Source organism: Streptomyces lavendulae subsp. lavendulae (assembly GCF_002803845.1).
Taxonomy (GTDB): domain Bacteria; phylum Actinomycetota; class Actinomycetes; order Streptomycetales; family Streptomycetaceae; genus Streptomyces; species Streptomyces lavendulae.
In genome coordinates this window covers 5279411-5303075 of the sequence record NZ_CP024985.1, presented here as the reverse complement: position 1 = coordinate 5303075, position 23665 = coordinate 5279411, and the positions used below count along the sequence as shown (strand labels likewise).

Annotated in this window: 26 protein-coding genes, 1 tRNA gene and 1 riboswitch; of the genes, 9 read left to right on the top strand and 18 right to left on the bottom strand. The window is 71.0% G+C overall.

Annotation, left to right across the window (positions count from 1 at the left end; genetic code table 11):
* Positions 1–23 precede the first annotated feature (23 nt).
* The 3 genes from SLAV_RS23525 to SLAV_RS23515 all read left to right on the top strand — a co-directional run bounded on the left by SLAV_RS23525 (position 24) and on the right by SLAV_RS23515 (position 2393).
* Positions 24–1040, top strand: coding sequence for an SEC-C metal-binding domain-containing protein (locus SLAV_RS23525; RefSeq protein ID WP_030241986.1), 1017 nt, complete (start codon positions 24–26; stop codon positions 1038–1040).
* Positions 1041–1135: 95 nt separating this feature from the next.
* Positions 1136–1936 (top strand): NaeI family type II restriction endonuclease, encoded by an 801-nt coding sequence (locus tag SLAV_RS23520; protein WP_158741054.1) that lies wholly within the window; start codon positions 1136–1138, stop codon positions 1934–1936.
* Positions 1926–2393 (top strand): very short patch repair endonuclease, encoded by a 468-nt coding sequence (locus SLAV_RS23515; RefSeq protein WP_030241990.1) that lies wholly within the window; start codon positions 1926–1928, stop codon positions 2391–2393. The genes SLAV_RS23520 and SLAV_RS23515 overlap by 11 nt, the downstream gene beginning before the upstream one ends.
* Here SLAV_RS23515 and SLAV_RS23510 read toward each other — a convergent pair.
* The 4 genes from SLAV_RS23510 to SLAV_RS23495 form a co-directional block, all read right to left on the bottom strand.
* Positions 2390–3601, bottom strand: coding sequence for a DNA cytosine methyltransferase (locus tag SLAV_RS23510; RefSeq protein WP_030241993.1), 1212 nt, complete (start codon positions 3599–3601; stop codon positions 2390–2392). The two genes, SLAV_RS23515 and SLAV_RS23510, sit on opposite strands and share 4 nt — an antisense overlap.
* A gap of 121 nt (positions 3602–3722) precedes the next feature.
* The gene (locus SLAV_RS23505; protein ID WP_030241995.1) at positions 3723–5555 is read right to left on the bottom strand and encodes a DEAD/DEAH box helicase; all 1833 of its coding nucleotides are present in this window, start codon (positions 5553–5555) and stop codon (positions 3723–3725) included.
* The gene (locus SLAV_RS23500; RefSeq protein ID WP_030241998.1) at positions 5552–6964 is read right to left on the bottom strand and encodes a ParB N-terminal domain-containing protein; all 1413 of its coding nucleotides are present in this window, start codon (positions 6962–6964) and stop codon (positions 5552–5554) included. Before SLAV_RS23500 ends, SLAV_RS23505 begins: the two co-directional genes overlap by 4 nt.
* Before the next feature lie 82 nt (positions 6965–7046).
* On the bottom strand, positions 7047–7727 hold the full coding sequence (locus tag SLAV_RS23495; RefSeq protein ID WP_030242001.1) for a KpnI family restriction enzyme N-terminal domain-containing protein: 681 nt from the start codon (positions 7725–7727) through the stop codon (positions 7047–7049).
* Between the two features lie 746 nt (positions 7728–8473).
* On the opposite strand from SLAV_RS23495, the gene SLAV_RS41095 reads away from it, so the two are divergent.
* Entirely contained in the window at positions 8474–8755 is a 282-nt protein-coding gene (locus tag SLAV_RS41095) for a hypothetical protein (protein WP_158741056.1), read from the top strand.
* Here the strand turns inward: SLAV_RS41095 and SLAV_RS23485 are convergent.
* On the bottom strand, positions 8749–9750 hold the full coding sequence (locus SLAV_RS23485; protein ID WP_051841575.1) for a hypothetical protein: 1002 nt from the start codon (positions 9748–9750) through the stop codon (positions 8749–8751). The two genes, SLAV_RS41095 and SLAV_RS23485, sit on opposite strands and share 7 nt — an antisense overlap.
* Before the next feature lie 29 nt (positions 9751–9779).
* The gene (locus SLAV_RS23480; RefSeq protein ID WP_037689428.1) at positions 9780–10322 is read right to left on the bottom strand and encodes an N-acetyltransferase; all 543 of its coding nucleotides are present in this window, start codon (positions 10320–10322) and stop codon (positions 9780–9782) included.
* A 200-nt stretch (positions 10323–10522) separates the two neighbouring features.
* Here SLAV_RS23480 and SLAV_RS41090 point away from each other — a divergent pair, with 200 nt between their 5' ends.
* Together SLAV_RS41090 and SLAV_RS23475 are read left to right on the top strand one after the other, a co-directional pair.
* Positions 10523–10699: a hypothetical protein gene (locus SLAV_RS41090; RefSeq protein ID WP_158740874.1), complete on the top strand. Its 177-nt coding sequence runs from the start codon at positions 10523–10525 to the stop codon at positions 10697–10699.
* A 76-nt stretch (positions 10700–10775) separates the two neighbouring features.
* A complete protein-coding gene (locus tag SLAV_RS23475; protein ID WP_030239028.1) occupies positions 10776–11075 on the top strand; it encodes a hypothetical protein in 300 nt (99 codons plus the stop codon).
* 350 nt (positions 11076–11425) lie between these two features.
* On the opposite strand, the gene SLAV_RS23470 is transcribed toward SLAV_RS23475, so the two are convergent.
* The 5 genes from SLAV_RS23470 to SLAV_RS23450 all read right to left on the bottom strand — a co-directional run bounded on the left by SLAV_RS23470 (position 11426) and on the right by SLAV_RS23450 (position 16430).
* Positions 11426–12805 carry a DUF445 domain-containing protein gene (locus SLAV_RS23470; protein ID WP_030239029.1) on the bottom strand — a complete coding sequence of 460 codons (1380 nt, stop codon included), beginning with the start codon at positions 12803–12805 and terminating at the stop codon, positions 11426–11428.
* Positions 12806–12919: 114 nt separating this feature from the next.
* Complete coding sequence (locus tag SLAV_RS23465; RefSeq protein WP_030239032.1) at positions 12920–13726, bottom strand: DUF1707 SHOCT-like domain-containing protein; 807 nt, start codon at positions 13724–13726, stop codon at positions 12920–12922.
* 52 nt (positions 13727–13778) lie between these two features.
* Positions 13779–14783, bottom strand: a complete 1005-nt coding sequence (locus tag SLAV_RS23460) for an ABC transporter ATP-binding protein (RefSeq protein ID WP_051841375.1) — start codon at positions 14781–14783, stop codon at positions 13779–13781.
* Positions 14741–15574 carry an ABC transporter permease gene (locus tag SLAV_RS23455; protein WP_391283644.1) on the bottom strand — a complete coding sequence of 278 codons (834 nt, stop codon included), beginning with the start codon at positions 15572–15574 and terminating at the stop codon, positions 14741–14743. Before SLAV_RS23455 ends, SLAV_RS23460 begins: the two co-directional genes overlap by 43 nt.
* Positions 15575–15644: 70 nt before the next feature.
* Entirely contained in the window at positions 15645–16430 is a 786-nt protein-coding gene (locus SLAV_RS23450; RefSeq protein ID WP_030239039.1) for an ABC transporter permease, read from the bottom strand.
* Positions 16431–16749: 319 nt separating this feature from the next.
* On the opposite strand from SLAV_RS23450, the gene SLAV_RS23445 reads away from it, so the two are divergent.
* Positions 16750–19251 (top strand): transglycosylase domain-containing protein, encoded by a 2502-nt coding sequence (locus tag SLAV_RS23445; protein WP_078950621.1) that lies wholly within the window; start codon positions 16750–16752, stop codon positions 19249–19251.
* Between the two features lie 6 nt (positions 19252–19257).
* Here SLAV_RS23445 and SLAV_RS23440 read toward each other — a convergent pair whose 3' ends face one another.
* The 3 genes from SLAV_RS23440 to SLAV_RS23430 form a co-directional block, all read right to left on the bottom strand.
* Positions 19258–19578 (bottom strand): DMT family transporter, encoded by a 321-nt coding sequence (locus tag SLAV_RS23440; RefSeq protein WP_030239043.1) that lies wholly within the window; start codon positions 19576–19578, stop codon positions 19258–19260.
* Positions 19579–19611: 33 nt separating this feature from the next.
* Positions 19612–19676: riboswitch (guanidine-III (ykkC-III) riboswitch) on the bottom strand.
* 65 nt (positions 19677–19741) lie between these two features.
* Positions 19742–20083, bottom strand: a complete 342-nt coding sequence (locus tag SLAV_RS23435) for a GroES family chaperonin (RefSeq protein WP_030239046.1) — start codon at positions 20081–20083, stop codon at positions 19742–19744.
* 46 nt (positions 20084–20129) lie between these two features.
* Entirely contained in the window at positions 20130–20447 is a 318-nt protein-coding gene (locus SLAV_RS23430) for a DUF3618 domain-containing protein (RefSeq protein WP_030239049.1), read from the bottom strand.
* Between the two features lie 117 nt (positions 20448–20564).
* Here SLAV_RS23430 and bcp point away from each other — a divergent pair, with 117 nt between their 5' ends.
* Positions 20565–21032 (top strand): thioredoxin-dependent thiol peroxidase, encoded by a 468-nt coding sequence (bcp, locus tag SLAV_RS23425; protein WP_030239052.1) that lies wholly within the window; start codon positions 20565–20567, stop codon positions 21030–21032.
* Between the two features lie 140 nt (positions 21033–21172).
* Positions 21173–21256: transfer RNA gene (locus SLAV_RS23420), tRNA-Leu, on the top strand.
* Positions 21257–21312: 56 nt separating this feature from the next.
* Here SLAV_RS23420 and rdgB read toward each other — a convergent pair.
* The 4 genes from rdgB to SLAV_RS23400 form a co-directional block, all read right to left on the bottom strand.
* Complete coding sequence (rdgB, locus tag SLAV_RS23415) at positions 21313–21945, bottom strand: RdgB/HAM1 family non-canonical purine NTP pyrophosphatase (RefSeq protein ID WP_051841376.1); 633 nt, start codon at positions 21943–21945, stop codon at positions 21313–21315.
* 109 nt (positions 21946–22054) lie between these two features.
* A complete protein-coding gene (locus SLAV_RS23410; RefSeq protein ID WP_030239058.1) occupies positions 22055–22453 on the bottom strand; it encodes a hypothetical protein in 399 nt (132 codons plus the stop codon).
* 92 nt (positions 22454–22545) lie between these two features.
* Positions 22546–23280 carry a ribonuclease PH gene (gene rph, locus SLAV_RS23405; RefSeq protein ID WP_030239061.1) on the bottom strand — a complete coding sequence of 245 codons (735 nt, stop codon included), beginning with the start codon at positions 23278–23280 and terminating at the stop codon, positions 22546–22548.
* A gap of 95 nt (positions 23281–23375) precedes the next feature.
* Positions 23376–23609 (bottom strand): PTS sugar transporter subunit IIB, encoded by a 234-nt coding sequence (locus tag SLAV_RS23400; protein WP_030239062.1) that lies wholly within the window; start codon positions 23607–23609, stop codon positions 23376–23378.
* Between the last annotated feature and the right edge of the window lie 56 nt (positions 23610–23665).

The window sequence follows — 23665 nt, the reverse complement described above, 5'->3', positions numbered from 1 at the left end:
CCAGCAGCAGTACGGTGTGAACCATGCGCCCCGACACGCCTGCCGAGCACATCGCCGAAGCCGAGCGCCTCATCCGCACGGCGACCCGCTATCCCGAGGACCAGGAGCCCTTGCTCCTCCAGGCCGCGGCCCACCTCGAACTGGGCGACGCACGCGAGCGGGCGAGCACCCTCTACGACCAACTCCTGGCCGACGCACCCGCGAACCCGCACCTCATCAAGGCCCTGCAGGCGGCGAACCTCTGGGAGTACGGCCACGAGGCCGAGGCCCGCGCCCTGATCTCGGGCATCCGCGCCGCCGCCCCCACGGACCCGGCGCCCTGGGAGGTGATCGCGGAAGCCCTGGAGGCCCACGACGAGTTGGAAGCCTCGCACGAGTGCTTCACCGAGGCGGCCACCCTCCTCACCTCCGAGGACACCCCCCTCACCCGGGCCACCGCCGCCCTCCTCACCGGCCGCCACCGCGTACGCCGCCTCCTCGGACTCCCGCACGACGAGTGGGACATGGTCGCCGACACCCGCCACTCGGGCCCGATCCCCCTCGACGAACTCCACGACCCGAAGCGCATCTGGGCCCTGGGCTCCGACGACCCGGCGGAACTGCGCGCCGAGATCGCCCGCCTGCGCGCCGAACTGGGCGACCGCCGGGCCGCCCTCTCGCGCCCCTTCCCGGTGGCGATCCTCCACTGGCCCCAGCGCGAGCTCTCGGAACTCGTCGCCTCCTACCCCACCCTCGCGGCGGAGTACCCCTCCCACGCGGCCCACCTCGCCGCCACCGAGGCCTCACTGCGCGCCCTGGCCGCGTCGGGCACCACCAACCTCGGCATCGTCACGGGCAGCGTCCCCTCCTACGAGGCCTTCGCCGCCTCGGAGAAGACCTCCCCGGCCTCCCCCTCCCTCCTGGCGGAATACGCCACCACCCTCGCCGCCCGCGGCAAGGCCACCCCCTGGCCCCCCACCCCCACCACCCCCTGCTGGTGCACCTCAGGCAAGCCCTACGCGGAATGCCACGGGGACGCCTCCGGGGCGTTCGGCGGGTGAGCAGGGGGCGCCTCGTACTGCTTGGGCCGGGGGAGACATGCGCGAATACCGACGCGGACCAGCACGCCCTGCGCACTCCCGCTGAGGACGACGGCTTGCAGGCCGTCCTCAGCGGGCTGCGCCCGTTCGACGTCGCGGGGCTCTACACCGGTGCGATCGCCAACGCGATCGACTATGTACTCGACGGAGCCAGGACCGGGCGATACGACCTGCTGTCCCGAGACGTCCACCCCGGCGAGAAGGCATCGGTAGGAGCCAAGCTGGAGTACGAAGTGCTGCGTTCCTTCAACCTCCCGAAAGAACCTCCGCTCGACACGGTGATCGCGGGCGTACCAGTGGACTTCAAGGCCACGGTCGGCGCGAACTGGGCCGTCCCAGCCGAAGCTCACTGCCAGCTCTGCATCTGCACCCAGATACAGCTCGGCCGGGGCCGGCACAGGTCATGGCTGGTGCGCGCGCACCGCTCCTGGCTCTACCGGGGTTCGGGAAACCGGGACGGGAAGCGGGGACTGGCCGTACACGCCCGTGAGCACTGGAGCGTGCCGCTGTACGACTGGACTCCGCTGCCGGTCAACCCTCTGACACTCCTCACGCCAGAACAGGCCAGCCGGGTCCTCGCCAAGCGGCCGGGGCAGGAACGCCGGTTCGCGATGATGTTCAATTACCTTGAGGGGCTCGTGGTCCCGCGCAGCGTGATCACCACAGTCGGGGCGGGCCATCACGACCCTCTGCGACGAGCGCGCAACATCAGGAAGAGCCTCGCGCGCGAGGGGCTGACCCTGCTCTGCGGCAAGTTCCCCGAGCAGCGGGACCTCGCGGCAGCCCACAAGATCACGCTGGGGCCGGAGGACTGGGTCGCCTTGCGGATGGAAGGAGACCAGGACGATGCCGGATGAGAGTTCCTGGCAGCCTCCAGAGGGTTCCTGGGCGTCCTCAGCAGCCCGCCGCCGCAACATGCAGGCGATCCGGAGCCGTGACACGAAGCCCGAGCTCGTCATCAGGCGCCTCGTGCACGCCAGAGGTCTGCGCTACCGCATCGCTGCCCGCCCTCTGCCCGGTCTGCGCAGAACGGCCGACCTGGTCTTCCGGCCAGCGAAGGTAGCGGTCTTCATCGACGGGTGCTACTGGCACGGCTGCCCGGAACACTACGTGTCTCCGAAGACCAACCCGGGCTACTGGTCCGAGAAGGTGGCACGGAACATGGCAAGGGACCGGGATACGGACCGGCAGCTCGAAGAGGCAGGCTGGCTCGTGCTCCGGTTCTGGGAGCACGAGCAGTCTGACGTCTGCGCTGCCGCGGTGGCCGCCGCCGTGCAGGAGCGCCGCGGCCACCGCCAGGCACCGGGCTCCTAGCGCTCGCCCTCGGGGCCGTCCTGCGGCTGGGGCCCGGCAGCCCGGAGGACCTTGGCGATGGCTTCTCCCACGGCGCGCGCTACCGGAGGTGGGAAAGCATTGCCGACCTGCCGGTACTGCGCCGTCTTGCCCGGAAGGCGACCCTCGGACTTGTCACCTTCAAAATCCCACTCCGGGGGGAAGCCCTGGATGATCGCCGCCTGTGTGACGGTGAGCATGGGTCCCTCTTCCCGGAGCAGGTCCCTTTCCCAGCTCTCCTTGTTGAGGCAGTCCTGGGGAGAATTGGCCACACCGAGCGCGTTGATTCCCAGCTTCTTCCACGCCGCCTTGGCACGGCTGGGACCGAGGTCCGCTCCACCGTGCTTCTTCGACCCGCCCACCAGGGTGGGAGCGACGCCGGTTTCCTTCTCACGCCATGCGTCCAGCTTGCTCTGGGCCCGGCGGCCCAGATCGCCGCCCCGGGCGATGAAGGGCTTGTACCGCTCCTCCATCGTCTCCTCAAGGGCCTTGCGGACGGTGGTGATCTCCACATCAGGTGTCGGCCACTGGAAATCCTGAACAGCCAGAAGCTCCTGCTGGATGGCAACGAGGATGGCTCGGGGACGCAGCTGCGGAACGCCGAAATCACTGGCCTCCAGGACTCGCCACCCACACACCTTGTAGCCAGCCCCCTTGAAGGTCTGCAGCTCGTTCGTGTGTGGATCCTTGGCTTCGCCACCCTCCAGGCGCGCCACGACCCAATCCCGGTAATCCTCGAACTTGTCGTCCTTGATGCCGCGCACGTTCTCGATCATTACGGCTTTAGGGCGGAGCTTGTCCACGAGCGTCAGCATCTCGGGGAAGAGGTCACGCTCATCGTCCTTCCCCAGCTGCTTGCCCGCATGGGAAAACGGAGGACACGGAACGCCGCCTGCCAGGAGGTCGAGCTCCCCCTTCTTCAGCTGGTGCCCCCGAAGATATTCGACAGGCTTTTCCAGCTGGACTTTCTCACTGAATTCCTTGACGTCACCTTCGATGACATCGCAGTACTTCCGCTCGAATTCCCAGCCGTCGCGCTGGGCGACGTTGCGCCGCAGCGTGGCCGCGGCGTACCGGTCGATTTCGACGAGGGCAAGATGACTGAAGCCGGCCTGGTGGAGGCCGATGGCTTGCCCTCCGGCTCCGGCGCAAATCTCAATCGAGGTCAGCGTGTGATCGCTGGCATCCATCGAGTCCTCCTGGTGTGGCAGATGCAGACAGGCCAGTGTCGCATCTGCCGCTGACATCAACGCGCCACATCCGACCCCTGAACCTGCCACCTGCCTCATGGTTCACGTGGGCCGCCCCGGATCACCGGGTCGGGACAGCGCCCACGTGTTCCAGGACCGCCCGGATGTCCGCCTCGTCCATACCGCTCGCCACCTGCCGTTCCTCCTGCAGATCGCCCAGCGCCCGCACCGAAGGGTCGTCGAGGATGCTCCCCATGAACTCCAGTTTTTCCGCGAGCCGCGTGGCCACGATCTCGTCGATCGTTTCCGTGGCCGCCAGCACCGTGACGCGAGTCTCAGTACCTGGCGCCAGGCCGAGCCGGTGGATGCGGTCAAGGCTCTGGAGGAAGCGTCCCGCCATGAAGTCCCGGTCAACGTAGACGGCGTCGTGACACTCGTGGTGGAGGCTGATCCCCTCCCCCAGGGTCGCCGGGTTCGAAATAAGAACGTGGCAGTCCGGGTCTTCCCGGAAGCGGCGGAGCTGCTCCTCCCTGTCCGGCGTTCCGCCGTGGACCACCGCGGGCCCGAACTCCGACAAGAGCCCTTGCAAAGTGGTGATGCTACGGACGAAGGTCGACCAGACCAGTGTTTTACGGCCCACCGCAGCATTCCCCGACACGATCTCCCGGACCACCCGGTACTTCGGTGGAAGCTCGTGCTGAGAAAGGTTCTGCAGCAGGGTGTAGAGCGACTCCCCGTCCGGAATGTCCAGTGGAGGTACCTGAAAACTGACCGGTTCGTGCTTGGTACTCCCTTCCACAAGCAGGGCGGGACTCGTGGCCGCCATCAGCAGCCGCAGCATCGCCTTCCCGAGGGAGTCGAAATCATCCCGTGCCAGCTCCGCGCGGGCCGAATACCGGCCCACCAGCGCGTCATAGATCTCCCGGTGCAAGCCCTCCAGCGGTACCGGACGGATGACGGGCTGGAACGGCGGCAGCCCCAGCTCCTTCTTGGTCGTGCGCGTGAAGAGCGGGCGCAGTACTGAGCTGGCATAGGCGAGGTCTCCGCCAGCGACGGCCTGGGTGACGACCCTGCGGCCGTGGCCCGGCCATACGAAGGAGAGCAGATTCTCCAGGTCACGCGCGCCGTTCGGCGCGGGCGTCCCCGTGAGGATCAGCCGGCGCCTGCTCAGAGGCCCCAGCGCCATGCAGGCGCTGCCGTATATACCCTCAGCGCCCAGCTTCATCCTGTGCGCCTCGTCGAGGATCACCATGGAGGGGGCCGCGCGGAGCCACCCGGCGAGCCCGGGGAGCGCTCGGTCCAGCCGCTCGTAGTTGACGATCAGGATCTCGGCATGCGGATCGGGAAGCTTGCCCATCACGCGGGTCACCGGAGCCTCGCGGAAGCAGGCGCGGCTCTCGTAGTCCCACGACTCGTAGGCCGACTTGGGGCTGACGACGAGAAGGCGGCGGACCGCGCCCCGCTCCTTCATCGCCGCGTAGACGGCGAGGCCGACCCTGGTCTTGCCCGCTCCGGGAACGCTGAAGTTGGCGCCGTGCCGCATCGACAGCAGCCGGGCGATGTCCCTGAGTTGAAAGTCCGTCAGATCCGCACACCAAGTGGGGCCCAGAGCAGCCAGCACTTCGGTCCCGTCCGGGTCTGCACTGGCTTCGGGCCCCTCGCCCAGGTGCGCCGCGGCGGTGTCGGCGTCATCCAGGACATCGCCGACCAGCGCGACGAGATCCGCATCCCATTCAACGGATTCCGGATGCGGCCATTGCGTAAGGACGTTGAGACGGGAGAGGAAGTCGTCCAGCGGCACTTCCACCGTGAGGGGGCCGCGCTGCCCTCCCAGGGGGAAGCCCGACGCCAGCCGGGCGAGTTCGGCCCGGTACGGTTCGCCGGCCTGGAGGCTGGCCTTCGTCCGCGTGACGTCGAACATCAGCCTCAGCGACGGCGCCGCCTGACCGCTCACGCCTCCTCCCGCAGCATGGCGTCCAGCAGCCAGGCCACACCGTCACCCGGTTCCCCGATGCTCCGCCCGGCTTCACGGGCAAGCTTCGACAGGCTTGCCTTGAGCGCCAGCACCGCCTCGTCCAGGCCTTCCTCGTCCAGGTTGCGCGATGCCCGCGCCAGCGACATGTCCGTCACGCACTGTTCGATGTCCTGGACCGCGTCATAGATACGGTCCGGAGCCGCCTGCTTCCGCTTCCGCACACGTGCATCCTTGCCCGCCGGCACCAGGGCTTCTTCCACAGCCGCCCGGGCCTGCTCCCACACCTGGGCGGCTTCCTGCAGCTGCTCAGGAGGGACCCGTCCTGACGAGCGGTCCACCGCCTTGGCCTGGAGCAGCACATCGGTCAGCGCCTTGGCCGCGGCCACCTGCGGGCTGTCGCCCCACGCGGGCCTGTTGAGGCCCGGAATCACGCCTGCGGTCGGCGTCGGCGCCTGCTTCAGCTGTTCGGGCAGGTACCGCTGGAGGTACCTGGTCCGGAAATCGACATCGGCGAGACGCACGTCCGTCTTCGAGAAGTCCATGACGATGAGGGCCAGCCGGTTCTCCTTCAACAGGTCGGCCTGGCCAGGGTTCTGCTTGACCGCCTTGGCAAAGGCCCGGTGGAGCTCCCTCAGCTTCTCCTGGGCGTCCTCGAAGTCCATCAGCTTGAGCTGGGCCGGCCCCGTCTTGGACCGGGCCACCAGGTCCCTCAGACAGGACAGCACCCACAGGTCCTGCTCAGCCGTCGCGGACCGGATGCGGAAGTCCTTCGCGACGTCCTCGACCGGCCGGCCGTTGGTCACCTGCTCATCGATGGTCAGCAGCCTGTTGATGTACGAGTACGGCCGGCGCGTGTCATGGCGGAGCTGCAGGGAGAGCTCCACCGCGTTGACGTCGGCCCAAGTGCAGGTCTCGGGGAGGACTCCCACCCGGACGCTCTTGACGCCGAGTTCACGCAACGCCACCACTCGGGTATTGCCGTTGACGAGAACACCGTCGCGGGTGATGAGCCCGGGCTCGTTCTGACGGTATTCCTTCAGGCTTTCCTTGAGCAGGTCGAAATCCGGGTCGCGCTTGGCGGGGTCCGACGGCAGGGCCTGGAGGAGGTGGCGGAGATAGTCCTGGCTTTCAGGGCTCCAGCAGTCCGTGTCCAGCACCTTGTCCCGCGCGGGCTCGAAGGTGCGCTGCGCGCGGATACGGTGCGTCGACGGATTGAAGTAGACCTGGTCGATGGGCATGTCAATGACCTGGACAACGATCGGCTTCGTCCGCCACTCGACCGTCAGCGTTTCCTGCAACTGGTCGCCCGCGCTGACCTCCTTGAGTCGCTGCTCGACCAGTTCCCAGTTCTCGGCGGCACGGGGCGGCCGGCCGAAGTCCAAGCTCACGTTGGTTCTCCTCCAAGGGCAACGTCGGTGTGGGGAACGGGGGCCGCCCTGTCGCGGCCCCCGGTCGTGCTCATTGTCAGACCTACGCCTGGCCGAGGGCCTTCCGGACCTTCTCCCTGGACTCGGCCGGCAGCGTCTGGATGTCGGCCCAGATCCGTTCGACCAAGGCGAAGTCCCGCTCCCCCGAGTCCATCCAGCCTCCCAGCATCTTCAGCTCCATCGCGCCGAGCCTGTTTACCCCCACGAGGACGCCAGCGAGATCCGCGGTCAGCTTCTTGCCTCCCACACGGCAGCGGTTGCACTCCACGACGGGCTCCACCGTGCTGGTCCCGTCGGGCTGCCGAACGGGACGACGTGCGATGTCGAGCTGCGCCGACTCGTAGGTGCCGGCGAACACAGCACCCGGGACGATGCCGCACGAACGGCAGTAGTGACCGTCCTTCGCCAGCAGCTCACGGCGCTGCGTGTCCGTGTACCCCGTCGACGGGAGCGTTCCCTTGCCCTGCTCCCAGACCGGCTCGCCAGCCGAGACGAAGCGCTGCTCGTGCTGGCTGAGAGTACTGTCCTCGCGATTCGTGTCGATCCGCCAGCCATGGCTCCTGAGCTCGCGCACACGCCGGTCGATCTGGCTCATTCCAGGGAACGCGATACGTACCTGCTCCTTGGTGAAGCACTCGCCTTCCCCGACTTCGGTCAGCAGCCACAGCGCCGCCCGCCGCTTGGCTCCCAGCTTGGTGTCCGTCCACGACGGCAGCACAGCCATGTGCAGTTCCCCTCAGTCGAGTCAGCCGGAAATGGCTGGCGATACCAGTGGCTCCCGTCGGAACCCGCCAGCACCTCAACCTTTGCCGATCAACTGGACGCATTCCAGCCCGTGTCCGAATTCCCCGGCAGATGAAAACACCTTCGGCATTCCGCTCCGGGCCTCCACCGGGCGAGACTTCGAAGAGTTGGATCTTCGTTCAGAAGGGAGCCGTGTTGCCCGAGGAATCGACGATGCCGGACCAGAGGTCCCCGGAACAGCGCGTCCTGGCGGCGGCCCTCAGTGCTGTCCACGCGGTGACCGGCCTCTCCCAGCGGGCCATCGCTGCTGCCGCGGGGATCAGCCCGGGCACGTTATCGACTCACCTGAGCGGTGCCCGTGTCCCCACAGAACCCCTGATGGAGAGCTTCTACGCGGCTGCGCAGGCCGCGGCTGACTCCATTGGCAGCCCGCTTCCCTTCACCCTTGGCCAGCTGCGGGACTATCGCCACCGCGCCTCCACGAGGCACTGCGCGTGCTGCGCTGCGGCCAGCTCCGGACGGGGCACAAGCAGCTCGGGCTCCGGTGCCGCAGGCGGAGAGACGCCGGCTTCCGTTGCCCTCCACCGGCTCCGGCACGAGCGCCGCGCGAGACGGAAGAGATCCTTGGTGGCGTCACGGTCAGTTGAGGCGGCGCCCGCCGCGCAGGTGCCGGTCCCCCCTCCGGGAGGGGACCGGCACCCCGCGGCCGAAGCGGACGGAAGTCCTGTGTGGACGGAACTGGAGACGGTGACGCGGTATTTGTCCCAGAACAGGCAGCGTGACGCGGGCATCCTGCTCTGGCAGGCCGGTGCGAACATGACGGCCAGCCAGATCCTGGACGTCGTCTCCTCTTGCCGGAACACGGGGCTGAACGAAGCTGCGGACGCCGTGCTCACCAGCGTCAGCGAGCGTTCGGACAGGCAAGCCGTGCTCAACGTCACCGCCGCCTTCCAACAGGCTGGCCGGCACGACGACGTGAGCTACCTGCTGGCGGTATCCGTTCAGTAGCCCAGTGGCAGCGGCAGCTGTTGGTGGCCGCGGGCCAGGGCTGTGGGTGGGGTTTGGCGGGGGGTGGTGAGGGTGAGGAGGGTGCGGAGGGCCGCGATGACTTCTGCGGGGGTGTCGCGGATCATCGACGGGGTCGCGCTGACCACCAGGACGCCGTGGGCTTCCAGGCGCAGCCGGCGCCGGAGCGTGGCGTGCCAGGCGTCGCGGGTGTAGTGGTACTCCGCCGAGTCGACCTCCAGGGCCACGCCCTCGTCGGGCCAGTAGGCGTCCGGGGTGGCCAGGAAGGTGCCGTCCGGGGTGTAGAGGCGGGCGTTCCACAGGGGCGTGGGGAGGTCCGTCCCCGTGAGGACGTCGCGGGCGCGGGCCTCGGCGACCGAGCGGACCCCGGCGAGGAGTTCCGACGCCGCCGCGCGGATCTCGGGGCGGGCCAGGAGGCGGGAGGCGCGGAGTTCGGCGTGCAGGTCGTGCGGGTGGCACCAGCCGGCCTGGACGACCTGGGCCAGCACCGAGCGGATCCGGTCGGGGTGGGCCGCGCGGGCGGCGAAGTCCGCGGCGGCGCGGACCGGGCGAGTGCTGGGGATGCCGGACACCGTGAGGGTGCGGGGCCAGCGGCTGGTGGGCCGGGGCCGGACCTGCGGGAGCGCGGCGAGCCGGCGCGGGGCGCGGATCACGACGTCGGCGGGGACGGCCGGAGCGTCGCGGATGCCGAGGAGGGCGAGGGCGGCGGCGCCGGTGAGGGCGGCCGTGTCGCCGGAGAGCGGGTCCGCGGCGGGCTCGGCGGCGTACAGGACGGCGGCCAGGGCCCGTTGGCGGTGGTCCGGCGGGCCGGTCTGGAGGAGGTAGACCCGGGGCAGGAGGCGTTGCCAGGGGCCGCCGGGGCGGGTGCGGGAGGTGAGGGTGGTGCCGGGGATGCCGGCGGTGGTGGTGAGCTGGTGGCGGGTGGCGAGGCCGAGCTGGCGACGGGCCACCGGAACGGGTTCCCTGAGCGTGATCATGGCCCCGGTATGCCCGTGCGGGCGGCGCTCTACCTGTCGCGGCCCGGGTGATCGGGGGACAGGAAGACGACCACGCCGCTCTCGGTGCCCGGCAGGGCGGACACCTCGTGCCAGCCGAGGCGGCGGTACGTGGCCACCGTGTCCGTGGCCAGCCGTGAGGTCAGCAGCCAGGCCCGGCGCTGCGGGGCGTCCGCGGTGATCTCGGTGAGCAGGGCCCGGCCGGTGCCGTGGCCGCGCGCGTAGCCGCGTACGGCGAGTTCGTCTATCTCCAGCGCCCCTACGAGGAGCTCACGGACCCGTTCCGCGCCGAGTTGTGCGGCGACCTGCGGGTAGGCGCGGGTGCGGGGGAAGGGGGCGCCGGTCAGCCATGCGGTGGCGAAGCCGTCGATGCCGGTTGCGGACTGGGCGAAGGCCGCACGGAATCCGGGGCGCCGGACGTCCGCCTGGAGGCGCGTCGAGAACTGGCGAATGGTTTCTTCGCCTTCGTTCCAGGGTGGGGAGGAGAAGACGTCCGCGTAGGCGTCGACCAGCTCGTCCGCGAGGTCGAGGACGGCCCGTCCGTAAGAGATCACGCTGTTGGCTCCTGGGAGGGGTGGGGTGGGGGTGGTGGGTGGGGCGGGTGGGGGTGGTGAGTTGAGAGGGTTTCCTCCTGGAAGACCGAATCTACGCCCAGGAGGTTCCCTCTCCCGTGGGTGCGCAGAAGCGGCGAGTGTGCGACAAATCGGCCGCGCGGCGTCCGTGTCGCGGACGGGGGTGGGGCGTTGAGCAGCCCGTGGACAGACTGCTGCGGGCTGCGGGCCGGTGCGGGCTCGCGTTCCTCCTCGTCCTCGGGACCGTGGCGCTGCTGCCGCGCGCGGTGCGGGAGGCGGTGCCGGACGCGGTGGTCGGCGGGGCCGTGCTCCTGCTCGGGGCGGTGGGTGTCCGGCGGGCGTCGAGGCGCCCGCGTTAGCCTCGTAGGCGACCTACCGAATCATCGAATCACCGAACGATCGAATCAGCAGACAAGAAGAACGAGGGAGTTCGACATGGCGCGGGTACCGAGTTCCGTGGTGGCGGCCGCCGGCCTGGTCGGCGGCTACGCCGTCGCCCGCTGGACCAAGAAGCGGCCCCTGGGCGGTGTCGTGCTGGGCACGGCCGGGCTCGTGGCCGGACGGGAATGGCACCGCCGGGGCGGCACCCCGGCGGCGGCCGGGCTGGGGGCGCTCTACCTGGCCGGCTTCGCGGGGGCGCACCCGCTGGCGAAGAAGGTCGGCGCCTGGCCGGCGGTCATCGGCGCGGCCGGGGTCGTCGCGGCGACGTCCTGGGCGGTCGCCGACCGCGGCTGACCCCCCGGCTGGGCGGCGCCTGCGGGGCGGGCTCGCGGAGCGGCACCTGCGGGACGGGCTCTCGGGACGGCACCTGCGGGACCGCACCTCCAGGGCGGGCCCGCGGGACGGCGCCCGCGGGACCGCACCTGCAGACGGGCTCTCGGGACGGCGCCTGCGGGGCGGCACCCGCAGGACGGGCCCGCGGGACGGCGCCCGCGAGACCGCACCTGCAGGACGGGCCCGCGGGACGGCGCCCGCGCGAGCGGTCCTGCGGGGCGCTGGCGCGGGCCACACCCGCAGGCTCCTCATGGGGTCGCTCACGCGGGACCGGCGAGGGCCGTCGCTCGCGCGGTTGTCGGGGTTCGGGGTCAGGCGCCGAAGGCCTGGGAGATCGTGTAGATCAGAAGGCCCGCCAGGGCGCCGACCACCGTGCCGTTGATGCGGATGAACTGGAGGTCGCGGCCGATGTGGGCCTCGATCTTGCGGGAGGTGTGTTCCGCGTCCCAGCCCGCCACCGTGTCGGTGATCAGCGAGGTGATCTCGGTGCGGTACGTCGTGACCACGTACACCACCGCCCCCTCGATCCAGCCCTCCAGCTTGTCCTGGAGCCGGCCGTCGGTCGCCAGCCGGGCCCCCAGGGACATCAGGGACGACCGCACCCGCAGCCGCAGCTCGCTCTGCTCGTCCTCCGCCGCCGAGATCATCATCGACCGGACGGCCGTCCAGGCGGAGGCGATCACGTCCTGCACCTCGCCCCGCGCCAGGATCTCCGACTTGATCCGCTCCACCCGAGCCCGCGTCGCGGTGTCGGACTGGAGGTCGGCCGCGAAGTCCGTCAGGAAGCGGTCCACCGCACCCCGCGCCGGGTGGCCCGGCATGTCCCGCATCTCCGTGACGAAGCGCAGCAGCTCCTTGTACACGCGGTCGCCGATCTTGCGGTCCACGAAGCGCGGGGTCCAGCCGGGAGCCCCGCCCTGGACGGCGTCCATCACCGAGTCCCCGTGGGTGACGAGCCAGTCGTGGGCCTTCGCGCAGATCAGGTCGACGGCCCGGTGGTGGCCGCCGTCGGCGACGACCCGCTCCAGGGTCTTGCCCAGGCCCGGCGCGATCTCCGCGCTCTCGGCGCGCCGCGTGATCGCCTCCCCCACGACGGCCTGCACGTCGGAGTCCCGCAGCACCGTCAGGGCCCCCCGCAGCGCCGTGGCGAGCTCGGCCGTGACCCGGTCGGCGTGCTCCGGCTCGGCCAGCCAGGCGCCGAGTCGGCCACCGATCCCGAGCGCGTGCAGCCGGGCGCGCACCACGTCGGCGGAGAGGAAGTTCTCCCCGACGAACTCCCCGAGGGAGACGCCGAGCTGGTCCTTCTTCGTCGGGATGATCGCGGTGTGCGGGATCGGCAGGCCGAGGGGCCGCCGGAACAGCGCCGTGACCGCGAACCAGTCGGCTAGGGCACCGACCATGCCGGCCTCGGCGGCCGCGGCGACGTACCCGGCCCAGCCGCCCGCGCCCCACGCGTGCTGGGCGTACTTGGCCAGGACGTACACCAGCGCGACCAGGAGCAGCAGACCCGTCGCGGTGGCCTTCATCCGGCGTACGCCGCGCCGCCGCTCCTCGTCCGAGGCGTTGAAGACGAACCCGCCGCGGGCCGGTGGGGGCGCCGCGCGCGCCCTCGTACGGGTACCGCCCGCGGTGTCACCCGGGGTGTCACCGCCGCCGCTGCCGCCGTCACCGCCGCTCTTCACGATGTCCATGTGCTCCTGCCTTCCCCCGGTGGCCGGTTTTGTCTGCATAGCATCCGACTCCCGGGAGGCCCGGGGAGTTCCCGGCGCGCCGTACGACGGCGGGTACGACGGCGGATACGCCGGCTAGAGCTCCTTGCGCGGCTTGTCGCCGCCCAGCGGCTTCGAACCCTTGGGCGCCTTGGTGCGGACCTCCACCCCGCCCCAGAAGGCCAGGCCGTTCACGATCACCCGCGGGGCGTCCGGCTGCGGCACGGTCTGGGTGCCGCTGTGGTCGAAGGCGCCCATGATGCCGATGCCGCGGACGTCGACCTGCACGCCCGGCGGGACCGTGATCTGGATGCCGCCCATGATCGCCACGCAGGTGATGACCACCTCGCGCTCCGCGAAGTCCGCCTCGCGCAGGTCGAGCTCACCGCCGCCCCAGACGGCCACCGCGTTGAAGCGCGCCGGGACGACCCAGCGGCCCTTTCGATGGAAGCCCGACATGACGGCGACCGCCGTGGACGAGGTCCCGGTGCCGCCGATCCGGCCCGGCCAGGCGGCCGCGCCCGGCGCCGGCGCGGTCGCGGGAGCGGCGCCGGGCAGCGCCGAGCCGGGTACGGGCGGCAGGTCGCGGGTCAGCGGTTCGAGCTCCGCGTACGTCCGGGACGCGTACGCCGCCTCCAGCCGCTCCCCGAACTCCTCCATGTCGAGCCGGCCCTCGGCCACGGCGTCGCGCAGCCGCTCCACCACCCGTTCGCGGTCGGCGTCGGACGCCCTCATCGCGGGCACCGCCGCCTCCGGCCGCGCGGGCGCCGCCGCCTTCTCCAACGCCGCCTTCTCCGGCGATGGCTCGGTCGGCGCCGCCCCCTCCGCCGCCGCCTTCTCCAGCGAAGGCCCGTCCGGGGAGGGCTTGTCCAGCGATGGCTTCTGCGGCCGCTCGTCACTCATGTGGGCCACCCTATGCAGAGACACGGCCCAGTTGAATGCCCCCGCAGGCCGCTCACCCCCGCCCCGCGTACATCCGCGCGATCACGTCCTCGATGTCCGGCTCCCGCACCGACAGGTCCAGCAGCGGGTACCGCCCCGCCACCTCCGCCACCAGCGGCGCCGCCGACTCCCCCGCGGGGAACGCCAGCCACTGCCGGGCCCCCTCCACCTTCACCACCCGCGCCCCCGGCACCTCGACCGGCGCGAGCTCCCGCTCCAGGTCGACCACCAGCGTCCGCTCGCCCTCCCCCATCGCGTGCAGCCCGCCCAGCGCACCGTCGTACATCAGGCGCCCGTGGTCGATCACCATCACCCGCTCGCACAACTGCTCGATGTCCTGGAGGTCGTGCGTGGTCAGCAGCACCGTGGTCCCGAGCTCCTCGTTCAGCTGCCGCAGGAAGGCCCGTACCCTCGCCTTGCTGACCACGTCCAGCCCGATCGTCGGCTCGTCCAGGTACAGCACCTCCGGATCGTGCAGCAGCGCCGCCGCGATGTCCCCGCGCATCCGCTGCCCGAGCGACAGCTGACGCACCGGCACGTCCAGCAGCGCGGCCAGGTCCAGCTGTTCGACGCACCGCTCCATGTTCTGCTCGAAGCGCGCCGGCGGGATCCGGTACATCCGCCGCATCAGCCCGTACGAGTCCTTCAGCGGCAGGTCCCACCACAGCGTGGTGCGCTGCCCGAACACCACCCCGATCCGGTGCGCGAGCCGCATCCGCTCCCGCGCCGGGTCGATGCCCGCGACGCGCAGCCGCCCGCCGCTCGGGGTGAGGATGCCCGTCAGCATCTTGATGGTGGTGGACTTCCCCGCGCCGTTGGGCCCGATGTAGCCGACCACCTCGCCCCGGGCGACCTCGAAACTGATCCCGTCGACGGCTCTGACCTGCCGTTTCTCTCTCCGCATCAGCCCCACTCGACGGCGTACGTCGAAAACCTTCTCGATCCCGTCCAACGAGATCAGCGGATCCGCCACGACTAGCTCCCCGTGCTTCGGTACGAACGGACTCCCGCGCGCCACGCCAGCGACGCGGGCAGGAACAGCAGGAAGGCCACCAGCGGACTCAGGAACGCGGTCCACTGCGGCAGCCCCAGCGGGACGGGCCGCCCCAGCACGTACAGCGCGGGCAGCCAGTTGACGAAGGCCAGCGGGACGACGAAGGTCACCCCGCGCAGCAGGTCCCGGCCGAACACCGTCGGCGGGTACTGGAGCATGGTGCAGCCCCCGTAGGTGAAGGAGTTCTGCACCTCCGCCGCGTCCCCGGCGATGAACTGGAACGCCGCCCCGGCCACCAGCACCGCCGCGAAGATCGCCGCCCCGGCCACCACCATCACCGGGACCAACAGCACCTTCCCAGCCGTCCAGTCCACCTCCAGCACGGAGATGCCCCAGGTCATCACCGCCAGCCCCTGCGTGATCCGCCCCAGCCGGCGCAGCGCGAAGCGGTCGGCGGCGACCTGCGCGAGGACCGGTACGGGGCGCACCAGCATGGTGTCGAGGGAGCCGTCGCGGATCCGGACGCCGATCCGGTCGGTGTTGCCGAGGAACAGGTCGGCGAGGCCGAGGGAGACCGAGCAGGAGCCGTAGAGCAGGGCGATCTCGGGCAGCGTGAAACCGCCGAGGGCGTCGATGTGGGAGAACATGACGGCGATCGCGACGAAGTCCAGCAGGGAGATCACCGCGTTCCCGAAGGCGGCGAGGAGGAAGGACGCCCGGTACGCCATCGTCGAGCGGATCCACATCGCCACGATCAGCCGGTAGCCGCGCAGCCCCTCGCGGGCCCTCCCGCCCCACGGCACGACGCCCCGCACTTCGCGCACGTCCCGCACGTCCCCGGAGACGACACGGACCTCAACCGCCTCTCCACCCACCCCGGTCACGTCAGCCACCCTGGATCACCACCTTCCGCGTCGCCGCCGACTGCACCAGCCGCCCCGCGCCCAGCAGGACGAGCGCCCACCCGGCCTGGAACGCCAGCGCCCGCGCGGCGCCGCCCGCCCCCGCGTGCGTGCCGAGCAGCACGTCCAGCGGGACCTGGAGCATCGCGGACCACGGCAGCAGCCGCACCAGCTCGCCGAAGCCGCCCGGGAACACCGTGAGCGGCAGCAGCATCCCCGAGAAGAAGATCGTCACGACGGCGGCCATCATGTTGATCCCGGCGCCGTCCATCAGCCAGAAGGCGGCCAGCCCCAGCAGGTAGCGCACCGCGAAGCTGACGGTGAGGGCGAGGACGACGGACACCGCGAACAGCAGCCAGCGCGCCGGATCGGCCGGCAGCGCCAGCCGGAAGGCGAGCGCACCCGCCAGCAGGGGCACCGCCCCGCGCCCCAGCAGCTGGAAGGCGGCCCGGCCCAGGTCGGCCGCCAGCCACCACAGCTGGAGGTCCGCCGGACGGTAGAGGTCGACGGCGATGTCACCCGTACGGATACGCTCCTGGACCTCCTCCTGGAAACCGCCGCCGAGCAGCGAGGCGGCCGCCAGCATGGCCTGGCTGACCCAGACGAAGGTGAGCGCCTGCGCCTGGTCGTACCCGCCGAGGCCCGGGCGCTCGTCCCACAGGGCGATGTACGTGTACGCGACGATGAAGCCGAAGACGGTGTTGGTGAAGACCCCGGCGGCCGTGGCCGTGCCGTAGGTGGCGTACCGCCGGAAGCCGCCCGCCGCCACGGCCGCGTAGAGCCCCGGCCTGTGCCCCTCGCCCCCGGCACCGCCGCGGCCGGAACCCCCGCCGGAACCCTCGCCGGAACCCCCGCCGGGGCCCTCGCGGAGGCCCTCGCGCCGGGTCGCGCCGCGACCCGCTCTCTGACGCACCGTATCCCTCCGTTTCCCACGTCGTTCCTACGTCGGCCAAAGCGCGCGAGCTTAGTGCGGAGGGGCGAGCCACGCGACCGTTTTATGCCCGTCCGGAGCGGATCCAACGGCCATCGGGTAGACACCATGAGGTACGGAAAGTGGATGTTTCGCACGGTTACGAGGAGTCCCGGCGATGAGCGACCAGTCACCACCCCCGGGCTGGCCCCCTCGCGACCCGGACACCCCACCGGAACCCCCCGGCGACGGCGCCCCGGCCGCCGGGCCGCCCGGCGCCCCGCCACCCCCGGGCCGGAAACCGGCGCCCGCCGCGCCCGCCGCGCCCGGCGGGCGCCGGCGCACCGGATGGCGTCGCGCCCTGCCCACCTGGCGCATGCTCCTGGGCGGCCTCCTGCTGCTCGCCCTGCTCGTCGGCGGCGTCCTCGTGGCTGGCTACCTGCTGGTCCACATCCCGCCCGCCAACGCCGCCGCCACCGCGCAGTCCAACGTTTACCTCTACTCCGACGGCTCCCAGATCGCCCGGGACGGCGAGGTCAACCGCGTCAACGTCCCGCTCTCGCAGGTCCCCCGGAGCGTCCAGGAAGCCGTACTCGCCGCGGAGGACCGCGACTTCTACTCCGAACGGGCCGTGGACCCCAAGGCGATGCTGCGCGCCGCCTGGAACACCGCGACCGGCAAGGGCACCCAGTCCGGATCGACCATCACCCAGCAGTACGTGAAGAACTACTACCTGGGCCAGGAACAGACCCTGAAGCGCAAGGCCAAGGAGTTCTTCATCGCGATCAAACTCGGTCGTGAGAAGTCCAAGGACTACATCCTTGAGGGCTATCTGAACACCAGTTACTTCGGCCGCAACGCCTACGGCATCCAGGCCGCCGCCCAGGCCTACTACGGCAAGGACGTCACCCGGCTCACCCCCGCCGAGGGCGCCTACCTCGCCACCCTCCTCAACTCCCCCAGTGCCTTCGACGTCGTCTCGCACCCCCAGAGCCGCGACCGCGCCGTGGCCCGCTGGAACTACGTGCTCGACGGCATGGTCAAGAAGAAGTGGCTGTCCCCCGCCGAACGCGCGGCCGTCCGCTTCCCCGAGCCCGGGAAGGTCCGCCCGGCCGCCGGGCTGTCCGGACAGCGCGGCTACCTCGTGGAAGCCGTCAAGGACTACATCACCGAACACGGGATCCTCGACGACAAGACCCTCGCCGAGGGCGGCTACCGGATCACCACCACCATCGACAGGAAGCGCCAGGGCGAGTTCGTCGACGCCGTCCGCAAGCAGATGGTCGACAAGCTCGACCCGGCGGCGCGGCCCGCGGACCGCCTGGTGCGCGCGGGCGGTGCCTCCGTCGACCCGGCCACCGGCAAGGTCGTCGCCCTCTACGGCGGCATCGACTACACGAAGCAGTACGTCAACAACGCGACCCGGCACGACTACCAGGTGGCCTCCACCTTCAAGCCGTTCGTCTTCGCGTCCGCCGTCGAGAACGAATCCGGCACCCAGGACGGCCGCCGCATCACCCCGAACACCGTCTACAACGGCGACAACAAGCGCCCCGTCGTCGGCGGCCGGATCCGCTTCGCCCCCGAGAACGAGGGCCAGGTGTCGTACGGCCCGATCACCGTCAACACCGCCACCGACCTCTCCGTCAACACGGTGTACGCGCAGATGGCCGTCGACGTGGGCGGGGCCAAGGTCAAGTCGACCGCCATCGCCCTGGGCATCCCGGAGAACACCCCGAACTTCGACGCGGGCCCGGCCATCGCGCTGGGCACCATGCAGGCCAGCGTGCTGGACATGACGCAGGCGTACGCGACCCTCGCCGACCACGGGCGGCGCACCCCCTATACCTTCCTGGAGAAGATCACCAAGGGGGGCGAGACCATCCGTCTCCCCGACCGCGCCGCGACCCAGGCCATCAGCCGGGAGGCCGCCGACACGACCACCTCGATGCTGGTCAGCGTTGTGGACAACGGCACGGGTACGGCCGCCCTCGCGGCCGGCCATCCGGCCGCCGGGAAGACGGGCACGGCCGAGCTGGACCGCTCGGCGTGGTTCGCGGCGTACACCCCGGACCTGGTCACGGTGGTCGCGATGATGGGCCAGGACCCGGACACGGGCACCCTGCAGTCCCTCTACGGGGCACTGGGCGAGGCCCGCATCGGGGGCGGCGGCTATCCGGCCCGGATCTGGGCGGCCTACACGAAGAAGGCTCTTGAGGACACGGACCCGGTGGACTTCGACCTGGACCTCCAGCCGGGCGGGGCCCCGCCCCCGCCGCCCGTCGCGCCCACCACCCCGCAGCAGCCCCAGGGCAGCCGGCCGCCCTCCGAGCCGAACCCGCCGACGGACGGCGAGACCCAGGGCGGCCGGGACCAGGGCGGTCAGGACACCGGCGGCCGGGACAACGGCGGCCAGAACCAGGGCGGGCAGAACCAGGGCGGCCAGACGCAAGGGGGCCGGACGCAGGGCGGCCAGAACCAGGGAGGTCAGACCCAGGGAGGTCAGACCCAGGGCGGACAGACCACGGGCGGCCAGACCCCGGACGGCCGGACCCAAGGCGGTCAGAACCAGGGCGGACAGACCACGGGCGGCCAGACCCCGGACGGCCGGACGACCGGCGGCGAGAGCGCGGAAGGAACCGCCCGCGGCCGCCGCCCGTCGGCCGATCTCCTGGAGTGAGCCGGGTCAGTGCCCGGAGGTGACCTTCAGCCCCACCACGGCGACCAGCAGCAGGCAGATGAAGAAGATCCGGGAGGCGGTGACGGGCTCCCCCAGCACCGCCATCCCGAGCACGGCCGCACCCGCGGCGCCGATGCCGACCCAGACGCCGTACGCCGTACCGATGGGCAGGGTCTTGGCCGCGATGGACAGCAGCACCATGCTGGCGACGATGCCGGCGCCGGTGAACACGGACGGCCAGAGCCGGGTGAAGCCCTCGGTGAACTTCATGCCGATCGACCAGGCGACTTCGATGAGGCCGGCGACGAGAAGAAGAACCCATGCCATGACGAGGTACCTCCGGGACGAGAACGGAAAGGGGGTGCGTCGTCTTTGCGTCCTGCTACCCGGTACGGCGCGTCTCGTCGGGGGTTCCCCACCACCGTAGCAAAAGGCATCGAAAAGGGCCGGTGACCTCGGTCACCGGCCCTTTCGGGGATGGATCAGCGGCTCAGAGGTAGAGCCCGGTGGAGTCCTTGGACCCCTCCAGCCGCTCCGCCGCCACGGCGTGCAGGTCCCGCTCGCGCATCAGCACGTACGTCGCCCCGCGCACCTCGACCTCGGCCCGGTCCTCGGGGTCGTACAGGACCCGGTCACCCGGCTCCACGCTGCGTACGTTCTGCCCGACCGCGACCACCTCGGCCCAGGCGAGCCGCTTGCCCACCGCGGCCGTCGCCGGGATCAGGATGCCGCCGCCCGAGCGCCGCTCGCCCTCGGGCAGGTCGGACTTCACGAGCACGCGGTCGTGGAGCATGCGGATGGGCAGCTTGTCGTGGGTGGTGTTCTCGCTCACGACCCGAACCTACCTGCCGCCGCACGCCCCGCACGCCGGAGGGTGCTCACCGCTTGCGCCGCGCCGTGGCGACGATCAGCCCGACGACGCCGGCCGCGAAGAGCGCGACGGGCACGATCCGGTCCACCCGCGGTGCGCCGTCCTCGTCGCGCAGGCTGTCCTTCACATCCGTGACCAGCCGGTTGACGGCGGCGAAGGCACGGCCGGCCGTGTGGTCCACGACCCCGACCGCCTTGGCCTTCGCGTCCCCGATGATCGTCTTCGGGTGCACGCGTACGCCGATCTCGTCGAGCGTCTCGGCGAGCTGCTCGCGGCGGCGGACGATGTCCGCCTCGATCTGTGCGGGGGTCCTGGCTTCCGGCACCGCGCTGCCTCCGTCGTCGTGTCGTGCTCGTGGTCGTCTGGGGCGTACTCCGCCCTGGACAGTCTGTCAGCTTAGTCTCGTGGCGTACCGTTCCCCTCCCGAGGAGAAGACCTACCGATGAGCGAGCGACTCCAGCCGGGCGACACCGCCCCCGCCTTCACCCTGCCCGACGCGGACGGCAACGAGGTCTCGCTGGCCGCCCACAAGGGGCGCAAAGTGATCGTGTACTTCTACCCGGCGGCCCTGACCCCGGGCTGCACCAAGCAGGCCTGCGACTTCACCGACAACCTCTCCCTCCTGGCCGCCGCCGGCTACGACGTGATCGGCGTCTCGCCGGACAAGCCGGAGAAGCTCGCGAAGTTCCGCGAGCAGGAGCACCTGAAGGTCACCCTGGTCGGCGACCCGGAGAAGGAGACCCTGACGGCGTACGGCGCCTTCGGCGAGAAGAAGCTGTACGGCAAGACGGTGACCGGGGTCATCCGCTCCACGGTGGTCGTCGACGAGGAGGGCAAGGTCGAGCACGCCTTCTACAACGTCAAGGCGACGGGCCACGTAGCCAAGATCATCAAGGACCTGGGCATCTGACCCACCCGGGCATCCGACCCGCCCGGGCCGCCGCGCCCGCCCCAACTGCCACTACCCTACGGACGCGTGGCACCGGAACCACCGCCCCGTAGACTGGGCACAGCCCGGCCGGACTCGATGTCCGTTTCGGGTCGAATGTCGCGGTTGTGGTGGAATTGGCAGTCACGCTGGGTTTAGGTCCCAGTGGGGTAAAACCCGTGGGGGTTCGAGTCCCCCCAACCGCACGTCAAGCCGGGGGCCCCGTACGCAGCCGCGTACGGGGCCCTCGGCGCAGCGCCGCTCAGCCCAGGAGTTCGCGGACCACCGGGATCAGGGCGCGGAAGGCCTGGCCGCGGTGGGAGATGGCGTTCTTCTCGGCCGGGGTCAGTTCCGCGCAGGTGCGGGACTCGCCCAGGGGCTGGAGGACCGGGTCGTAGCCGAAGCCGCCGTCGCCCGACGGGGTGTGGCGCAGGGTGCCCAGGAGGCGGCCCTCGACGACGCGTTCGGTGCCGTCCGGGAGGGCGAGGGCGGCCGCGCAGAAGAAGTGGGCCGCGCGGTGCTCGTCGGCGATGTCGCCGAGCTGGGCGAGGAGGAGGTCGAGGTTGGCCTTGTCGTCGCCGTGGGTGCCCGCCCAGCGGGCGGAGAAGATGCCGGGGGCGCCGTTCAGGACGTCCACGCAGAGCCCGGAGTCGTCGGCGACGGCCGGCAGGCCGGTGGCCTGGGCGAGGGCGTGGGCCTTGAGGAGGGCGTTCTCGGCGAAGGTGACGCCGGTTTCCTTCACGTCCGGGATCTCCGGGTACGCGTCGGCGCCGACCAGCTCGAAGGGCAGGCCGGCCTCGGACAGGATCGCGTGGAGCTCGGTGACCTTGCCGGGGTTGCGGGTGGCCAGGACCAGGCGGCGGGGCGGCTGGGGAGACGTGGGCGTGGAAGTCATGCCCCCCATTATTTCCGCCGACCGGGCGGCACCGACCGCCCGGCCGGCGCCGATCGCCCCCGTCCGGCCCGATCGCCCCCGTCCGGCCCGGTCAGCCCGGTCGGCCCGGTCAGCCCGGGGTGCAGACCTTGGAGATCTCCTTGGCGGCGTCCGCGACGGGCTGGACGTCGGGGGCGGTGTTGCCGTTCTCCACGGAGGTGCGGACGTTCTTGACGGCGGTGGTCATGGAGTCGACCGCCTTGGAGAGGTCGGCGTTGCCCGTCGAGTCCTTGATCTGCTTGAGGTTCGTCTCGATCTGGGTGAGCGCGTTCTGGGTGTCCTGGACGCTGTTCCCGGCCTGGGAGACGGCCTGCTGGAGCTGGTCCACGCTGTTGGCTATGGCCACCGCCGTGTTGGCGCAGTCCATGGCGGTGGAGATGGCGTCGCAGGAGGCGAGGGCCGGGACGGCCAGTACGGCCGTGAGCGCGACGGCGGCCAGGCGGTGCTTCGGCTTCGGCTGTGTCTTCATGCGGTCCCCCGGGGCTCGGATGCGTGGACGGGCGCACGGCTTCGACACCGTGCGCCCGTACCGGCGTAGACGCGTGCCCGCGTCCGGCGGTTCTACGGGAGCTGCAGCTCCAGGGCGCCGAGCTGGAGGGCCTCCAGGTCGGCGCAGCCGCCGGCGGCGAGGTCGAGGAGCGCGTTGAGCTCCTTGCGGTCGAAGGGCTCGCCCTCGGCGGTGCCCTGGACCTCGACGAAGCGGCCGTCGCCGGTGCAGACGACGTTCATGTCGGTCTCGGCGCGCACGTCCTCCTCGTAGCAGAGGTCGAGGAGCGGGACGCCGTCGACGATGCCGACGCTGACGGCGGCGACGGTGCCGGTGAGCGGCTTGCGGCCGGCCTTGATCAGCTTCTTCTTCTGGCCCCAGGTCACGGCGTCGGCGAGGGCGACGTAGGCGCCGGTGATGGCGGCGGTGCGGGTGCCGCCGTCGGCCTGGAGGACGTCGCAGTCCAGGACGATGGTGTTCTCGCCGAGGGCCTTGTAGTCGATGACGGCGCGCAGCGAGCGGCCGATGAGGCGGGAGATCTCGTGGGTGCGGCCGCCGATCTTGCCGCGGACGGACTCGCGGTCGCCGCGGGTGTTGGTGGAGCGGGGCAGCATCGAGTACTCGGAGGTGACCCAGCCCTCGCCGCTGCCCTTGCGCCAGCGCGGGACGCCTTCGGTGAAGGAGGCGGTGCAGAAGACCTTGGTGTCTCCGAAGGAGATGAGGACGGAGCCCTCGGCGTGCTTGCTCCATCCGCGTTCGATGGTGACCGGGCGGAGCTGTTCGGGCGTACGGCCGTCGATGCGAGACATGCCTGTGAGCCTAGTCGGTGCGCACGTACGCGAGGACCCCGTCCGCCGTGCGGTACGGGGTCCTCGCGGAGCCGTGTCGAGCCGGGGGGCTCAGCTCACATCATGTCTTCGATCTCGCCGGCGATCGGGTCGGCGTCGGTGCCGATGACGACCTGGATCGCGGTGCCCATCTTGACGACGCCGTGGGCGCCGGCGGCCTTCAGCGCGGCTTCGTCGACGAGGTCGGGGTTGACGACCTCGGTGCGCAGGCGGGTGATGCAGCCCTCGACCTCTTCGATGTTCTCGATACCGCCGAGCCCGGCGACGATCTTCTCAGCCTTGGTGGCCATGCGTTTCTCCCTGGGTGTTACGAAGAACGAGTCTCGGCGGCCGTGACCAACACCGT

Bases quoted from the DNA above. Each gene is read 5' to 3' on its own strand.
- SLAV_RS23525 (WP_030241986.1), top strand. From the start codon at position 24: ATGCGCCCCGACACGCCTGCCGAGCACATCGCCGAAGCCGAGCGCCTC.
- SLAV_RS23515 (WP_030241990.1), top strand. From the start codon at position 1,926: ATGCCGGATGAGAGTTCCTGGCAGCCTCCAGAGGGTTCCTGGGCGTCC.
- SLAV_RS23510 (WP_030241993.1), bottom strand. From the start codon at position 3,601: ATGGATGCCAGCGATCACACGCTGACCTCGATTGAGATTTGCGCCGGA.
- SLAV_RS23495 (WP_030242001.1), bottom strand. From the start codon at position 7,727: ATGGCTGTGCTGCCGTCGTGGACGGACACCAAGCTGGGAGCCAAGCGG.
- SLAV_RS23485 (WP_051841575.1), bottom strand. From the start codon at position 9,750: ATGATCACGCTCAGGGAACCCGTTCCGGTGGCCCGTCGCCAGCTCGGC.
- SLAV_RS23475 (WP_030239028.1), top strand. From the start codon at position 10,776: ATGGCGCGGGTACCGAGTTCCGTGGTGGCGGCCGCCGGCCTGGTCGGC.
- SLAV_RS23470 (WP_030239029.1), bottom strand. From the start codon at position 12,805: ATGGACATCGTGAAGAGCGGCGGTGACGGCGGCAGCGGCGGCGGTGAC.
- SLAV_RS23465 (WP_030239032.1), bottom strand. From the start codon at position 13,726: ATGAGTGACGAGCGGCCGCAGAAGCCATCGCTGGACAAGCCCTCCCCG.
- SLAV_RS23445 (WP_078950621.1), top strand. From the start codon at position 16,750: ATGAGCGACCAGTCACCACCCCCGGGCTGGCCCCCTCGCGACCCGGAC.
- SLAV_RS23440 (WP_030239043.1), bottom strand. From the start codon at position 19,578: ATGGCATGGGTTCTTCTTCTCGTCGCCGGCCTCATCGAAGTCGCCTGG.
- bcp (WP_030239052.1), top strand. From the start codon at position 20,565: ATGAGCGAGCGACTCCAGCCGGGCGACACCGCCCCCGCCTTCACCCTG.
- rdgB (WP_051841376.1), bottom strand. From the start codon at position 21,945: ATGACTTCCACGCCCACGTCTCCCCAGCCGCCCCGCCGCCTGGTCCTG.
- SLAV_RS23410 (WP_030239058.1), bottom strand. From the start codon at position 22,453: ATGAAGACACAGCCGAAGCCGAAGCACCGCCTGGCCGCCGTCGCGCTC.
- rph (WP_030239061.1), bottom strand. From the start codon at position 23,280: ATGTCTCGCATCGACGGCCGTACGCCCGAACAGCTCCGCCCGGTCACC.
- SLAV_RS23400 (WP_030239062.1), bottom strand. From the start codon at position 23,609: ATGGCCACCAAGGCTGAGAAGATCGTCGCCGGGCTCGGCGGTATCGAG.